Source organism: Acidisoma sp. L85 (genome assembly GCF_009765865.1).
Lineage (GTDB): Bacteria > Pseudomonadota > Alphaproteobacteria > Acetobacterales > Acetobacteraceae > Acidisoma.
Map to the genome: position 1 here is coordinate 84,667 of NZ_LMUQ01000048.1, position 15,963 is coordinate 100,629.

Below are 15,963 nucleotides of genomic sequence, written 5' to 3' on the forward strand. Positions count from 1 at the left end.
AGATGGCGCGCCCTCCGCTCGTCCTTTCTGCCCATCCCTCGGCCTGGAACGCCGACGTCGGAGCGGGCGAGTGGAAGGCCGCGTCTGCTTCGGCCGCCTGCCAGTTCTGCGGTCAACCGACCGGACGCTGGCCTGAGCCATTTCATCTCAACGACGATCATGATGATGCCAGTCCGGCCAACCTCGTCACGAGCTGCCCGCTTTGCCATCTGCCGCAGCATCTGAACCGGCCGGACATCGACGATGAAGCCATGCTGATCTGGTTGCCGGAAATGGCTCAGGGCGCTCTCAATGTCCTGGCCCGCCAAATCCATCTCGCGTGCGCCGGCGAGGGTCTCCCACCCGCCTATAGCGATGCCAGCCGCGCCGCCCCAGCCGCGTCTGCGGCTTATCGCGCCTATCGCACGCTTTATGATCGCGGTGCGACGGCGGAGTTGCGCCTCGGAACTCTGTCACCGCGCCAGCTTGGAGCGGCGCTGCGTGATCTCGCTCCCTCTGACTACGAGCGTCGCGCGACGCTTCTCGGTGGTGTCCGGCTGCTTCCCCTTGGGCGGCTCTATCGGGCCGGCCGCGACCACTATCCGACGATGCTCCGCGACTGGGCAGCGCCCCGTTCGTAGCCTTCTTGACGCTCCTTCATGTGAGGTTCAGCCATGGTCGGTTCGCTCGCCAAGCTGCTCGCGGGTCTGTCACTGACTTTGCGCCAGCCACTCTACAGCTACTGCGACGTCGAGACGACGCATGGCGACGCTCTGGTCACCAAGCATAGCGACTATGTTTCGATCCTGCGCGTGGATGGCATGCGACGCATGGCAACCCGCGATGACGTGGCGCGCATCGCCATGGCGCAAAGAGTTGACCTCTCCGGATCACTGGAAGGTCGCGGCCACGCGATCGTCGGGTGGTTTGCGTCAGACCCTGAATTGTCAGCCGTCGAGATCAATCGGCTCAACCTCGACAGCTGTCGAGCCGTGGCGCGTGAGCTGAACATCGATCTATCCGACATTCTCGACGAGCGCGCGCGGCTCTGGCCTAAAATCATGCGCTGGGAAGCGGCCTATTTTGTCCTCTGGACCCGCAAGGGCGTGCTTACCAAAGAAGAGCGCAAGCAAATGAAGGAGGAGCAGGACGCGCTGGCGCGCGAGCTACCGCGTGTGGGCGACAGCCAGCGCTTCTACCTGCGCTCCGACATCATGGCGGCGCGCCACGCCGGCTTCGTCAGCCGCGTCCTTGCCTCACTCCGCAATGCCGATGTCGCCAGCGTCGAGCTCGATGCCCACGCCGCACTCAAGGTCATCCGGGAATCGATCTACCGCGAGACGGCCGGATCGCCGTGGCGGCCGATATTGATTGGCAACCGTATGATGCCCCGCTGTCCGGAGGATGACGAGAAGCCACAGCCTGAACACATGCTTTGGCCCTCCATCCGCAGCCAAATCTTCTACGCCGATGCCGCTACGCAAGGCGGCCAGCGGGTGCAGATTGGCGACTACGAATATGCGCCCGTCGATATGGCGGTTGGCCCCGAGGACCCGCGACCCTTCATCGAGCTGGCTGCGGCACTCGGCAAAGACCGCATCCCCTGGCGTGGCGCGATCGTCGTCGAGGGCGGCGGCAAGACATCCATGGCGATGAAAGAGATCGGGGCGAGCTTTCTCGCGATGTTTCCAAGCAACGGCGATCTGCGACGGGCCTTCGCCGCCCTACGTCAGGAGCGCGAGCAGAACAACCATATCTCGGTCAAGCTCCGCGCGTCTTTCGCGACCTGGGCGCCGATCGCGGACAAGCGCCACCTGCGCCGTCGCGCTTCGACCTTGAGCCAGAGGCTCGAAGGCTGGGGCAACTGCCGGGCAACCAGCGTCAGCGGCGATCCGCTCGAGGGCGCGATGAGCAGTGTGCCCGGACTGTCGCTCGCCTCGACCGGCACCGCGTCACTCGCGCTGCTGGGAGATGCGCTGTCGATGTTGCCCTGGAACCGCACCGCCTCGCCTTGGGAGAAGGGCTCGGTTCTCTTTCGCAGGCCGGATGGCGCAATCTGGCCCTATGATCCCATCGGTGGTTCCATGCGGCCTCTGGTCCTCGACATTTTCGTCGCACCCCCGAACTCCGGCAAAAGCGTTCTGGCGAACACGATCAATCTTGGCCTGTGCCTGTCCACGGCCGTCATGGGTTCGCGCGGCGCAAAGTTGCCGTTGATCGGCAAGGCCGATATCGGGCCGTCGGCGCAGGGATTTGTCCGCCTGGTGCAGGAGGCGCTCGGGCCGGAGCGCCGCCACGAAGCGATCTTTGTCACCATGCAATTCGGCGCCGGCTATGAGGTAAACATTTTCGACCTGCAGGTCGGATGCCACTATCCTCTGCCGTTGGAGCGCGCCTTCCTGCAAAACTTTCTGGCGCTCGCGACCCTGCCGCCCGACACGAGCAAGCCCTTCGAGGGCATCAACCAGATGATTAGCCTGGTGGTGGATGAGGCCTACCGGCTTTATACTGATGTTCCCGGCGGCTCGCCGAAGCATTATCGTGCGGGTGTCGAGCTCGAAGTCGATGCGGCGCTCCGACGCCATCACATCACCCTCAGGCACGATGAGCCCTGGTGGCGCGATGTGGTCGATGAGCTGATCTCAATCGGCGAATATCGACTGGCCGGCGTGGCGCAGCGACATGCCGTCCCGGTCCTGCAGGACCTGATCAACGCATCGCGGACCGACCAGGTGCGTGACATGTTCAACAAGCTCAAAATCGATGCCACCCACGAAGATTGTTGCTCGCTCTTCGAGCGCTATATCTTCGATGTCATCCGCAAATACCCGACGCTCAACAGTCCGACGCGGCTGGACTTCGGCCCGGCACGCATCATTGTTCTCGACCTCGCCGCTGTTGCGCCGACCGGTTCGGCCGCTGCCAACCGGCAGACCGAGATGATGTACATGCTGGCGCGGCACCTGCTGGCACGCAACTTCTTCCTGCATCCGGATTACGCGCAATACGTGCCCGAATTGGTGCGCGACTATCACCGGCTCCGCTTTCAAGAGGTCATGGAGTCCGTCAAACGCCTGGATTACGACGAATGGCATCGGACAGAAGGTAGCCCGCAGGTGCGCGCACAGGCCGAATTGGATGTGCGGGAAGGTCGCAAGCACAACATCCAGCTGGGCTTCGCGTCCCAGCGCCTCAAGGACATGGGCGACGGCATCACCTCGCAAGCGACCGGGCGGTTCATTCTGCGTGCCGGCGATGAGAAGGAGGCTGAGGAGATCATCGCCCGCTTTAACCTGAGTGAAGCCAGTGCCGGCGTCGTCCGTTATGGCCTGAACGGGCCGGGCCCAGCTGGTGCGCCGTTCCTTGCGGTCTTCTCCGCAGATGGCGCAAAGTATGAGCAGATGCTCGTCAATAGTCTCGGCCCGATCGAGTTATGGGCATTGAGCACGACGCCGGGCGATACTGCCCTGCGCAATCGCCTCTATGATCGGGTTGGTTTTAGCGAGGGCCTGCGGCGCCTCGCCAAGGTGTTCCCACGGGGATCAGCCCTCAAGGAGATCGAGCGTCGGAAGGCCGATCGGCTGACACGCGGCGAGCTCGAAACTAAAGCAGAATTGGGCGTGATCGATGAGCTTGCAGGCGAATTGATTAACGGAACCGGCATGGGCATGAAGCTCCGCGACCAGGAAGTCGAGGAGCCTGCGCTGCTTGCCGCAGAGTAAATGGCACGACTTCATGGACACGAAGCCGTGGAACGCGTCCTGCCCCAAATGCGCAACATCTGCCACAAAAGAATCCGGCCTAAGGAATTATTCGCATCAGCGCGCTCGTTCGCACCAATGGCCGGCAATCTGCTGGCACATGTTTGGAGCGGTGTGATCAGGATGGTGACGGCTCGGATCGGTTCCGCGGCATTGGGGCTCGGACTTCTTGCGGGATGCACCTCTACGAGTGTTCCGACGGACGTCTCGACCACGGGAATGCCGAACGCTGAACTGGCGCTGCGTCGCGCGCTCGATCAGGTCAATAGCGACATGACACAGATCGGCGGCATGCAGCCGGCGGGATCTGGCGTGGCAGACGCGACGCCGGTCGTTCCGGCCGAGTTGGAGAAGCCGATTCAGTTCGCCTGGAACGGTCCGCTCGACGCCGGCGTCAAAAAGCTGGCCCGCACCATCGGGTATTCCGTCGCCGTCTTGGGGCCGCGGAACCCGCAACCTCTTGTCGTCACCGTCATTGTAAACGGACAGGTGCTTGGGGCTTTCCAGGCCCTGGGTACGCAGGCCGGGGCGAAGGCAACTGTTGAGGTCGATCCTCTCCACCATCAGGTCCAGGTCGTGCATCATGTTTAAGACCCGCTCGGTCCTCTACACGGCGAGCGTGTTTGCATCCTTGGCAGTAGGGCGAGCAGGGCATGCGGCGGGTTGGGTTTTACCCGAGCCGGTGCCCCCACTGCCCTCGGCAGCGCAGGTTGATCAAGCGACACAAACGCTTGGCAATCCGCTCAATCAGCCGGTGACCGGTGCTGCAGAAACACCCACGGTCGTTGGTGGCGCAGCGCCGCTGTCGCTCGAGGCTCTCCAGGCGACGCGGCCCGGCGATCAGCATGGAGACGGTCTCAAGCCCGGCCGAGCCGAGGAGCTGCAACAGGCTGCGCTGATCTACGGCGCTCAAGGCGGCCTCGCGGCACGTGCCTTCGCCATTAACGAGATGCTCCGGCGGTATGAGCCGGTCTTGGACACCACCTTTGACTTCCGCTCACTCGTTCTGCCGGTGGGCAGCGGCCAGACCTTGCTACGGCCGCCGATCATCACCCAAGCACAGCTGGCTTTCGCACTTGGTGACGGCGGCCAGGTCGCACATGAGACGGCCTGCATCTACGAGATCACGCGGGAGGCGCAGCTCACGGCGGCACCGCCCAACTGGCGCGAGTATCTGGTGCGCACATGGGCAGCGCCGCAGCGCCCAGCCGACGCGGCGCTGCCGCGATCGGCCAAAGAGGTGGCCTACTGGAACAAGTGGGTCGCTGATGGTTGGGGGCAGGGTGAGAAGCAGGCCGTCGATATCTTCCTCTCCGACCTGAGCCGCCTCCAGCGCGACATCACGGGCATGGCGCGCTATCGCGTGCTGCTGCGGTCAGGGCTGGTCGAACAGCCGCGCATCGCCTTCCAGAACCGAGTAGTCGAAGGCGGCCGGGATACGCTGCATGTCGGTGATCAGGTCGTCCGCATTACGGATCAACCCGGGCTGCAGGGTCGTGGCGCCGGTGGGTCGGGGTGCCAATGAACGCCATCTTCAAAAACCCCGATCGCCGAAGCGCGGACGAAAGGTGGCCGCAGGAGGGTCTGCGATGGGTCATGGAGCCACGCAAGGACGCCCCCGGCCTAGATGGCTTGCTCTCCTGGGCCTACGACGCAGGCGCGTCTCGCATCGCCTTTACGACCGGTCATCCCGTCTGGATCCGGGTCCATGGGACCAATTACCAGGTCACCGAGCATTCTCTCGACGAGATGGAGATCGCCAGCATCGCCAACCATTTATACGGCGCTGACGGCACGGCGCGGCTGCAGGGCGGTCGGGCATTCGATGTGGCTTATTCGATCTCGCGGACGCGATTGGACCGGTTGCGCTTCCGGCTCAACGCGACACCGATCCGCAGCAGCCGAAGCCATGCCGCCAATATCGTGCTGCGTCCCATTCCCGAACTTCCACCCAGCCTGGAACAGCAACGCGTCGAGCCTGGCATCCTCGACGCTTTTCGGCCGCGCGAAGGCATGGTCATCGTCAGCGGCGCGACGGGATCGGGCAAATCGACGCTGATCGCGGGCTTCACCATGGCAAAGCTGCTGGACCCCAGGGGAAACCACAACATTAACGAGGGCGCTGCTCCGGTCGAATACATGCTCGATCGGGTCAAAAGCCCGTCCAGCACGATTACCCAGACGGAGATTCCGAGAGACCTGCCGACCTTCGAGGACTTCATCATCGGCTGCATGCGTCGCGAGCCGACCGATATCATTGTCGGCGAGTGTCGCGACGGGCCGACGATGACTTCGGCGGTGCAGGCCGCGATCTCCGGGCATGTGCTGACCACGACCATTCATGCCGCGGACGTGCCCTTGACTATGCAACGGATCGCAAGCCTTTGCCCGCCGGACGAGCGCGACAATGTCATCAGCCAGGTCGCTCAATCGCTGCGCCTCATCATCAATCAGCGCCTCGCCATTTCGACCGATGGTCGCCGGACAGCTCTGCGCGAGTTCCTGGTTTTCGATTCCAAGCTGCGCACGCGCTTCCAGCAAACCAATCCGTCCGAATGGCCGGCGCTGACACGGCAAGCCGTTGACGAACAGGGCCAGCCTTATGCCGCAGCGATCCGCCGCGCCCTCGAGGAGGGTCGGATCACAGCCGACGTCGCAGCTCTCGAAATGAAGGAGCTTGCGTGATGTGGCGCTATACAGCCCTGCCGGTGAAGGTCGCGATTCTTGACGCCCGCGCCTGCATTCCCGTGCTCATCTTCGTGCTCTATTGGAGCTGGACCACGGCGTATGTCGCCTTCTTCGGTATTCTCTTCTTCACCGTGATCTCGTGGTTCGGCCTGACCGTTCCAGCAGTCGTCCGCCTGATGCGCCGTGTTCTCGTCGGCCCCGTGCGCCCGGCTGTGCCGGCATGGCAGAAGCGACGACTGGCATGAGCGACGAGATCGAAATCGCGGTGGTAAGCCGCCTGCTTCAGCGTGTCCTGGAGCAGTCCGGTCGCGCGATCCTTTACGATTGCCGCGCCTCCAAACATACGCTCGCTTACGCACCGGATAGCGCGGCCTCCCCGAGCGGTTTGCTGCCGGCATTCCTGAGCGCGGGGAACGCCGTTTGGCGAGAGGCAACGGGCCAGAGCCTTGGGGTAGAGATCGCGACCGATCCCGATACGGTTCTCGGTTACACCGTTTGCAGCATTCGCGCCGGAAGCGTCGCCATCGTACTCCTCTCGGTCATGGAAGCAATTGAGCAAGCAGCATATGCCGATTCAATCTTGGTAAACGATCTCGCTCAAGTGTGGCGTCTCGCGGAGGATCGCATGGCGCGTGGCGCGCTCGCGCGGGCGCCCGCATGACCCGCTCCCTAATCCTAGCCGTGGCTCTGTGCTTGCTCCCCCTCGCGAGCCGGGCGTCGTCGCCGCCACGCGTCGTCGGTTGCATTCAATCGGCCGCGTCAGTTTACCAGCTGCCGCCGGCGGTCATCCTGATTCTCCTGTCAGTGGAGGATGGCTCTCTCGGCCGCGTCAGCCAGAATACGAATCGGACCGTCGACATCGGACCCATGCAGGTCAACTCGATCTGGGTGCCCGCTGTGGCAAGGCATTGGCGTGCTTCGCAGTCCGATACCTATGCGGCGCTCAAGGACAGTTTCTGCGCCAATGTCGAGGCGGGGAGCTGGATTCTCCGCCAGGCCATGGATGAAGCGCATGGCGACTTCTGGGAAGGTGTCGGTTTTTACCATTCCCATGATCCCGGCTACGTAGCCGCTTATTTGCGCAAGGTGCTGCGCCAGACGCTCCAGCTGCAAGCCCAGGCGCTTCGAGAGACGAAACTATCGCACCAGGCAGCAGCAGGAGGCTGACATCATGGCCGCGGGCGCAGGCAATGGGGCTTCATGGCCCTCAAATGACGACTTCACCTTTCTGAGCCTCGCCGTCGTCGTGATCGGCCTCGTCTTCTTTGGCTGGCTGGGCTGGACGAACTACCACGGCTCGATTGTCGCTATCGCTGCCGATGTCCTCGAGTGGCAGATCCGCGTCGTCCATCAGTTTACGCCGGCTCTTGACGGTCTTTATCAGACTATCGCGTCGGCGAACTTCGACACGGTGACGATATCGGAGATCCTCACGGCCGCGAATTTGATTGGGTATTATCTGCGCGTTCCGGTCATTGCTTTCATTCTCGTGCTCGCCGCTTTCTGCTTTACCCGCGCCGCGCCGTCCCGGTTCACGCGCAAGCTCGATCTTGAGGGCCTCATCCGCGAGCAGACGCTGTATTTCCGCGCGATCGCGGCGTTTACGCGTCGCCACCTACGTCTCGTCTCCTTGCGGCCAGATGGGTTGCGCCCGAGCGACCCCGCTCTGCATACGCGCGAGTGGGTGTTGCGTTTTGCCGATGCGGCGAGCGGCCGTCACCGGCCGGGTGTTCCCGTGCTTGATGAGCGGGCGGCGGTGAAGGCCTTGATCGCCCAACTGGGCCCGGTATGGCGTGGCGTAGAGCACGCCCCTGGGCACGTGCGGCTGCTGTACGCTGCCTTTGGTCTCCATCTCGAGCAGCGCCGCAACGAAGCTCAGGACCTCCTTTTCGCGCTGTCAGAGGCGCTCCCGAAAGGCAGCCCAAGTGAAACAGCCGGCCCGGAAGCGGCCTATGAGATACCGGCGAGCGTCATCGCCCGAGCCGACGCTGCGCTCGACACACGGGGAATCTTCGAGCGGACCGATAAAATCGCGAGTGGTCATGCCTACACCGTCCCTGCTTTGATGAGCGTGCTGACGGCCGCCCGTCGTCGGTCGGGCGTGCTTGCGCCAGCTCAATTCGCCTGTCTCAAACTCATCGACCGCAGCCTTTGGTACGCACTGCAGTCGCTTGGCTTCGAGGGCGACGGTCCCGGTCAAATGACCCATCCCAACCCCAGGGTCGAGGCAGCCGGCGCGCGTGACCATTGGGCCGCTGAACGGGTCGCTGGCAAGCCGCTGACCATTCCGTCCGTCGCTCGAGCGGTGAGTGCCGTTCGCGCCACGCTCGAGCAGGATGAGCACAACGCACGATCTCAGGAACCCCTATGACCGGAAATCCGCTCCGTCTCGTCGTCGACCACAGTGACAACACCACACTGCCGGCGATCGAGCTCCAGCCGTCCGCCGGGGGGGGCCTACACATCCACCTGCACATGCCTTCTCGGGAAGGCCAGCTTTCATCGCCCGCCGCTGTGTCGACACCGAAGAGCGGGGGAAGTGGGCGGTCGGGACGAGGTGTGGCCAGGCCTCTGCTCATCGGCGTGGCAGGCGTTCTTGTCGCTGTGGTCGCCTTCGATCTTGGCGCCCGATCTGCTGCGGGTCATGCGCAGGCGCTCGCGGCCGCCAGGATGAGTTCGCAGGGTATTGGGCCGTCCATGGCCCCGCCGCCAATGCCACAAGCCGACGGGGCGCCCAATCAACCCCTAGCGAGCATTCCGCAGCAATTGGCACAGCGGCCCATCGTGACGCCACCCGCGGACACCGACCCCCAGGCGAGAGCGCCCAACCCGTTTGGGCTTCAAAACTGATCTCGGCTCTCGCGGTCACCGAGCAAGCCAAAAGAAGCAACGAGCCGGTGTGCACCTGAAGTAAATCGGACACAGGGGACAGCCGTCGATGATCCGCCGTGAAATTGTCGGGCCTCAAACTCAATTCGAACGCTCTGCGGCAGACGGCTTCCGCGATGTTCGACCGACCACGGCACGGCTGTCGGATGCCCTCCGTAGCTCCGGGTCCGGCCTCATCTTGTGCGGCCTCGCGAGCGCGACTTGGTTCTATCCCGCTTCTTTGAACCTGACCCTTCCTATATCGACACTCTATGCGGCATGGGTTTTGACGCGTCGCGTGGCGCTGCCTTTGCGGCTGCCAAAAAGCGCCAACAGGAAGGATTGGAACTACCCCGATCCCGCGACCCGTAAGCCTCAGCAAGCGGATGGCCGCTTCCTCATCGGTTTTGACGCCCTGACGGGTCAAGAACTGTGGCTCACCAATGCGGATATACGGCAGCATGCGACCATCCCCGGCACAACAGGTGCCGGCAAGACAACCTCCATCCTCAGTATGCTGGCTAATGCGCTCGCGCAGGGCAGCGGCTTCGTTCTGGTTGACGGCAAGGCCGATAATACCCTCTACGGTCAGGTCCTGGCCCTCGCGCGTCGCTACGGCCGAGAAGACGACGTCTTAACGCTGAACTTCTTGACGGCGTCGGGTATCAAGGAGTCGAACACATTCAATCCCTTTGCGCCCGGCAACGCGGATGCCATTCGCGAGCTGCTGGCGAGCCAATTGGGCGAGCAGCGCTCGGATGATGCGAATGGTGTTTTCCGTGGGAGGGCGGTCGGCCTCATCGGTACGGTCGCCCCCGTTCTCGTCTGGATGCGCGACCACAGGGGCATCTCGATCAACATAGAGAAGATCCGCTTTGCGCTGGAGCTGCCATGGATTTGGACCTTGGCAAAGAATCGAATCTTCCTTGTTCGCGATCCGAAGACGGGCACCATCATCGAGATGCCAGTGCCCGAGATGCCTTTGGACATCGTCTATCCGCTGCTCGCCTATTTGGGCGAATTGCCCGGCTACGATATCAGTGTGCCTTACAATGAACAGCGCAGCGATAAGCCATCCGAGCAGCATGGCTACGCGCTGATGTATTTCACGGCGACATTCTCGCAGCTGTCGATCAGTCTCGGCCACATCTTCAAAGTCGAGAGCGGCGATGTCGACATGCGCGATATCGTGCTCAACCGGCGTATCCTGGTGGTGAATCTACCGGCGCTGGAGAATTCCGACGACACCCTCGCGGCCCTCGGGAAGATCGTCGTGGCCGGACTGCGTGGCATGCTGGCGCAGTTACTCGGCGCACGACTGGAGGGCGATGCCAAGGAGATTTTCGCGCTCAAGCCAAGCGCTGGGGACAGCCCGTTCTACGTCGTGTTCGATGAGGTCGCTTACTACGCGACGAGCGGCATGGACCGGATGCTGGCAATGGGGCGTGGTCTCAACGTCGTCTTCTGGCTGGCCTTCCAGGAGTTGTCCGGCATCTGGGCGCGACTTGGCGAAAAAACGCAAAGCCTCCTTGGTAACGCGAACTTAACCATCGCGATGCGTCAGCAGGAGGCAAACCGGACTCGTGAGTGGTTGCAAAAGACCGCTGGTGAAACAGCCGTGATGCAGGCCACGACCTACCATGGCGGGGGCGTCGGCCAATACCGCGAGGCCCAACACGCCGAAGTCAGACAGGTGTCGCGCGTGGACTGGCAGGACCTCCAGAATTTGCTTGAGGGTGAAGCAGTAGTTCTTTTTGGGGGCCGCCGCATCTATGCCAAGGTCTTCCATGCCAAGCTGGACACCTCCGGCCCGACCCGCCTCAATCGTCCGATTATGCTCGCAGCGCCGCAAAAGGCGGATATCCGTGCAGATGTCGGGAGGGTCCAGACCATTGTCGAGAACCTGGTCTCAGGCCGGACGTCGGGACCCGATAGGGTCGAGGAAAGCGAAATCCTAACGGTAATGCTCGATGCGTTCGCCGCGAGGGCGAAGGAGCGCCAACCAATCGCCGCATGCGCGGCGGCCGCTATAGACGTCGCGGGGGCGAAACACATCGCCATGCTTCGCGCCGGCCACGTAAATCCGGACGGCGGGGAGGAGGCGGAGCCGCCCGTGACCGATCTACTTCCGATGTTGGAAACGATGAGCGCTTGCGGTTTTACGGCCGCCGTCGATCCCGGCATGCCGACCAGCCCGATCAGCGCAGATGACATGCGGATGCTGGTGAACATCGAGACATCTGCGTCTGGCAGTCCTCAAGTGGGACGTCGAAATAGCCTTGCCGCGCTGGCAGAGCGAGACGGAGCGCGCGAAGATCGTTCGACACCCGCCCGACCATCTGAAATCTCAGCGCCCATTTTGCTCGAATGGATAACCGCTCTAATTGACCAACTGGCGGCATGATCCTCACCTATCTTGACGGAGGAGCACTAGACTTGAGGCCGCTGCCGTTGCCGATCTGGGCCCGGTGTGGCCGGGAAGCTACGAGCGCCGGCGCAAGCTGTCCGGAATGGGACCTTCAGGACCCGCCCGTTCTTCTCGTAATCCCAGGCGTAGATGCCGCTCACGGGCAATAGCGGAGTTCGTCGGGGGAGTTCGAGCAAACGCGGACGTTCATCAGCGCCTGCTGCCCGGGCGATTGGCTACCAAGCCGTGGCATTGATGCGGACGACGTGACGAAGGAGGCTGGGTTTCAGCAACCTCGCCAAAGCCGGCCTAGCGCCGAAGCGCGTGGCGCAGCCGGCTACGCCTTCCGCCTCGCCCTGCCTGGAGCCGGCTGGGCCGTTGGCTCGGCTTGAACCGCTGCCACTTTGCCCTTCCCACCTGCTATTGGCAGCTTAAGGCCCGTCTGCCGGCGATCCGGCGCCTTGGGAGCCTTAACCGGCTTCGGCGGTTCGCCCGCGGTCTGCGCCTGCGCGAGGCTTCTCTTAAGCGCCGCCACAAGGTCGATGACGTTCCCGCGTTCGATCGGCCTTTCAGGCTCGGTTACCAGGCCGCCGCCCGCCAGCTTCGCGTCGATCAGGGCCCGGAGACGGGTTTCGTAGCGGTCTTCGAGATCAGCCGGATCGTATTGACCCGACTGCCGCTGGATCAGCTGCATCGCGAGATCGACCATTTCAGGATCGGTCTTGATCTGCACGGCCTTTTCGAAAACGTCATCCGCGCTGTTGAGGTCGCGGTCTTCGTAAAGTGTGTGGGCCATCAACCCTACGCCCATCGGGCGCAAGGCGATTGTCCGCTCTCTCTGGGAGATCACGACGCGGGTGAGGGCGGTCTTCCCAGTCTTCGCAATAGCTTCCCGCAGAACCGCGTAAACGTCCTCGCCAGCTTTGCCGTCGGGCGCCAGAAAATAGCTGGCGTCAAAATAAACTGGATCGATAGACCCTGAATCAACGAACTTCTCCACCGACATGATGGAGGAGCTTTCGACTTTCACGCTCTCGAAGTCTTCGTCGCTCAGGATCAGATACCTGTTCTTATCGAACTCGTATCCCTTGACGGTCTTGCCGCGCTCCAGAGGCTCGCCGGTGCCGCTATCCTGCGTGACCATTTTTATCCGGTTGCCTGTGTCCGGATTGATCATGTTGAATTTGATCGCAGCCCGGTCGTGCCGCGCGTTGTATAGCGCAACCGGGCAGGAAACGAGGGCGAGGCGCAGATGCCCACGCCAGATGGGTCGTGATGCCATAGTTCAGGCCACCGAGAGGTTCATTCCCTAAGGATGCGGTGGAGGCCCCGGCCAGGTAAGAGCGCTCGATAGAGCGACGCTCACCCAGGATCTTAGAAGGCTGACGTATCGTGTTGCGACTCCGGGAGCAGCCGCTGGGTGGATTATTCGACGGTGTCACTACAAAATTTCGTGAGGAGCGGGTGACTGGTCCTGCGGCTGCATCGGCCGGCAGCGAGGTTCCTCGTTCGTTCTATTCCGGCCTCCGCTAAAACGCGATGGCGGGGGACATGAAAAGCGAACAGGAGAGGCGTGAGCGCATCCTTGCCTCGACGCTTGAGCGCTACGCAGGATTAGGATGACGCTCCATTGCCAGTGCGAGAAACTCCCGCAATCTCGATCAATGAACGTGGAACAAACACGCTGTAAAACTCAATGGCCGCAGGCCGCGCTCAAGGGCCTCAACCATTCGATTCGTGATTGAGATGTCCTCCTTCACATGCGTACTGGCACAGACAGCTAGGAGCCGGCACGTGCAAACCCATTGGCGACAATCTAGCCCCATCGGGTAACAGCGTTGAACAAAGCAGCTAGATTTTGTTGCGTTTTGACTTGCGGTGCATGCTCGATGGCACAAACTTTACCTTGCCTCGACGAATCGGCCCGATGGGGAAGGAATGCCGCGCTACTCGCATCTGCTCTTCGACCTTGATGGCGTTCTTTGCACGAATCACAGGCATCGGCGGTGCGCGTATATCGGCGCACGCGCAGGCCTGAAAGCGAGCGAGGTCGAGGCCGCTATCTGGGGGTCCGGGATTGAGGCGATGGCAGACGCCGGATCCCTAGACGAAACAGCTTACCTTCAGGCGTGGCACCATGCGCTGAGTTACTCCCTGACCCTGGACGAATGGATAGAGGCTCGCCGCGTCGCGACTGAACCGCACCCTGACGTCATGGCTTTCGTCCGCCAGCTCGAGGGCCGTGTGCGTGTTGACGAACAATACCACGCTGATTTCAACACACATCGCTCGGATCTTTCCCGAGATATCCGAACTTTTCGATTCGGCAGTCTACGCGTCCGCCATGTTCAAGGCCGTCAAGCCGGAGCGGGCGTGCTACCTTAGCTGCGTGGCGGCAATGGACGCGCGACCAGCGGAAACGCTGTTCATCGATGATGCGCAGGTTAACGTTGACGGGGCGGAGCGGGCGGGGTTGGCGGGCTACCTCTATACTGGCCTGGATGCGCTGCGCAGTTTTCTGAAAGAGGAAGCAGGGCTGTAACCGACGCCGCTTTCGTCATTCATCGAAACGTCATTTCCTAGGAGGCCGGTTATTAGATAAAGATTCTGTTTATCTTGAGCGCTGATTGAAAGCTACAGAGCGTCAGGCGAATTCCCCTACATTCTATCCCGGAGTGAAGGCGGGCCAGTGCTCTGCGACCCGCCAGCCTATGCCTTGGTCCTGGCGCTTCGCATCTGCGAGGAAAAGGGCCAGCGTTGAAGGCTGGCTGGACAACGGCTGCCCCGCTCATGTCATATACGGCCAAGTAAAAGCCCCAAGCCACGAGGGCGTGCCGTGATCGCGACCTCCATCCGCTTCGTCCTGACCAACCTCCCGGCCATATTGCTGATCCTGGCCCTAATTATAGCGGCAATCCGCCGGGACCGGCGGCCTGCGGTCCACCGGTTTTTAGCGTGGATATTGCTACTGCCTATCGGTGTCACGGGTATCTGGGCGGCGATCTTCCACATTTTCCTGCCGCACATTGCCGCAGCCGATATCGGATGGCAGGTGAGCCCTTTTCAATACGAAGTCGGCGTGGCCGACCTCGCCTTCGGCGTGACCGCCTGTGTGGCTTTCTGGGCGTCTCTGCCCTTCAAGGCTGCAGCGGTGCTGTTTTCCTCCATAGCCCTGCTGGGGGACGCGGTCGGCCACGTCCGGCAGATGCTCGTGGCCGGCAATTTCGCGCCCGGGAACGCGGGCGTGCCGTTTTGGACCGACATCATTGTGCCGGCCCTCGCGATCGTGCTGCTGCTGCTCTCGTGGAGAAGGCGGGACCAACTTGGTCAATGACTATTTGCCAAAATGGCCCACGATTTCGCCGACCCTGGCGATCGGCAGGCGCGGCATCAGGTGCTTGAACTCCGACTGCGCAAGCTCGCGAACCATCCTGTTCGCTTCCGCTGCCTGTTCACGGGTTTCAAAAATGCCGATGGAAATGACCGAGCCGTGGCCGACGTTGACGAGAGTGTAGGAAACCATGCCGTCGTGTTTCTGCAACAATGGAGCTATCCGCGTCTCTGCCGCGTGGCTGACGGCCTCGATGTCGGTCACGCCCTCGTAAATCCGAACTGATGCGAACACGGCTGTCCCCCTTGCCCATGGTAGTGGGCAAGACCTTTGCGTGGTGAAGAGAGTCTTCAAGGGCAGGCTGCCGTTGCCGTGGCTGTGCCTAGGGACGGTCCAGTCCCTTCTGCAGATTCTGAGCGGCAGATACGGGCAACATTCGGAACCAAACTGACGTCCGCTATTCGGAATTTCAACTGATGTCTGGAACGGCTGGTACCGGCCAACTCTTGCCGGAAGGCAATATCCCTTATCTGCTGGGAGCTGCCCGACCGGAACGTCAAATCCACCCAGAACGGCCTCTGCTGTTCGTGCGCGCGACAGTTCTGCCGGCCGCTCACCACCGGAGCGTCGGCCACCATCAGCCCGTGATGGCAGCGCTTTCAGCCGGGGATGCATTCCAATATCCATATGCTCGTGAGACTTGAAGCATGCGCTGAATATCGTCTGATGTTGGAGCCGCGAAAGGCTCATTCGCCACTACGAGGCGGCCGGCCTCACCGAGAAAACTAGCGAATCGGTTGTTAGTGGCCAACACGAGGTCTGCGGCTGTCTCAGCCGAGTTGCGGACCGCATGCTTGATGCCGTCGGCGATCAGCAAACTCCGGCCAGCTGTGACCACATTCCATTTCGGGGCATCGTCCATAAGAAAC

General features: G+C 62.1%; 15 protein-coding genes. 12 read left to right on the top strand and 3 right to left on the bottom strand.

Going from position 1 to position 15,963, the window contains the following annotated elements:
* The 10 genes from GSQ83_RS14080 to GSQ83_RS14125 form a co-directional block, all read left to right on the top strand.
* The coding region (locus GSQ83_RS14080) for an HNH endonuclease (protein WP_158803502.1) at positions 1-620 on the top strand (620 nt) is incomplete at its 5' end.
* Between the two features lie 33 nt (positions 621-653).
* Positions 654-3,701, top strand: coding sequence for an ATP-binding protein (locus tag GSQ83_RS14085; RefSeq protein WP_158803503.1), 3,048 nt, complete (start codon positions 654-656; stop codon positions 3,699-3,701).
* 117 nt (positions 3,702-3,818) lie between these two features.
* A complete protein-coding gene (locus GSQ83_RS14090) occupies positions 3,819-4,331 on the top strand; it encodes a DotD/TraH family lipoprotein (protein ID WP_158803504.1) in 513 nt (170 codons plus the stop codon).
* The gene (locus GSQ83_RS14095) at positions 4,324-5,265 is read left to right on the top strand and encodes a type IV secretory system conjugative DNA transfer family protein (protein ID WP_158803505.1); all 942 of its coding nucleotides are present in this window, start codon (positions 4,324-4,326) and stop codon (positions 5,263-5,265) included. Before GSQ83_RS14090 ends, GSQ83_RS14095 begins: the two co-directional genes overlap by 8 nt.
* Positions 5,266-5,336: 71 nt before the next feature.
* A complete protein-coding gene (locus tag GSQ83_RS14100) occupies positions 5,337-6,425 on the top strand; it encodes a type IV pilus twitching motility protein PilT (protein WP_254065687.1) in 1,089 nt (362 codons plus the stop codon).
* Positions 6,425-6,673, top strand: a complete 249-nt coding sequence (gene icmT, locus GSQ83_RS14105; protein WP_158803507.1) for an IcmT/TraK family protein — start codon at positions 6,425-6,427, stop codon at positions 6,671-6,673. The genes GSQ83_RS14100 and icmT overlap by 1 nt, the downstream gene beginning before the upstream one ends.
* The gene (locus tag GSQ83_RS14110; RefSeq protein ID WP_158803508.1) at positions 6,670-7,089 is read left to right on the top strand and encodes a hypothetical protein; all 420 of its coding nucleotides are present in this window, start codon (positions 6,670-6,672) and stop codon (positions 7,087-7,089) included. Before icmT ends, GSQ83_RS14110 begins: the two co-directional genes overlap by 4 nt.
* Positions 7,086-7,595, top strand: a complete 510-nt coding sequence (locus GSQ83_RS14115; RefSeq protein WP_158803509.1) for a lytic transglycosylase domain-containing protein — start codon at positions 7,086-7,088, stop codon at positions 7,593-7,595. Before GSQ83_RS14110 ends, GSQ83_RS14115 begins: the two co-directional genes overlap by 4 nt.
* Positions 7,596-7,599: 4 nt before the next feature.
* Positions 7,600-8,799: a hypothetical protein gene (locus GSQ83_RS14120; protein WP_158803510.1), complete on the top strand. Its 1,200-nt coding sequence runs from the start codon at positions 7,600-7,602 to the stop codon at positions 8,797-8,799.
* A gap of 567 nt (positions 8,800-9,366) precedes the next feature.
* A complete protein-coding gene (locus GSQ83_RS14125; RefSeq protein ID WP_158803511.1) occupies positions 9,367-11,700 on the top strand; it encodes a type IV secretory system conjugative DNA transfer family protein in 2,334 nt (777 codons plus the stop codon).
* Positions 11,701-12,040: 340 nt separating this feature from the next.
* Here GSQ83_RS14125 and GSQ83_RS14130 read toward each other — a convergent pair whose 3' ends face one another.
* Positions 12,041-12,985 carry a Ku protein gene (locus GSQ83_RS14130; protein WP_158803512.1) on the bottom strand — a complete coding sequence of 315 codons (945 nt, stop codon included), beginning with the start codon at positions 12,983-12,985 and terminating at the stop codon, positions 12,041-12,043.
* 924 nt (positions 12,986-13,909) lie between these two features.
* Between GSQ83_RS14130 and GSQ83_RS14135 the strand changes: the two genes are divergently transcribed.
* Both GSQ83_RS14135 and GSQ83_RS14140 read left to right on the top strand, forming a co-directional pair.
* On the top strand, positions 13,910-14,245 hold the full coding sequence (locus GSQ83_RS14135) for an HAD-IA family hydrolase (protein ID WP_256367235.1): 336 nt from the start codon (positions 13,910-13,912) through the stop codon (positions 14,243-14,245).
* Between the two features lie 294 nt (positions 14,246-14,539).
* Positions 14,540-15,037 (top strand): DUF6790 family protein, encoded by a 498-nt coding sequence (locus GSQ83_RS14140; protein ID WP_158803513.1) that lies wholly within the window; start codon positions 14,540-14,542, stop codon positions 15,035-15,037.
* Here the strand turns inward: GSQ83_RS14140 and GSQ83_RS14145 are convergent, their stop codons facing one another.
* Positions 15,038-15,298 (bottom strand): hypothetical protein, encoded by a 261-nt coding sequence (locus GSQ83_RS14145; RefSeq protein ID WP_158803514.1) that lies wholly within the window; start codon positions 15,296-15,298, stop codon positions 15,038-15,040.
* A gap of 373 nt (positions 15,299-15,671) precedes the next feature.
* The coding region (locus GSQ83_RS29960; RefSeq protein WP_216850175.1) for a hypothetical protein at positions 15,672-15,963 on the bottom strand (292 nt) is incomplete at its 5' end.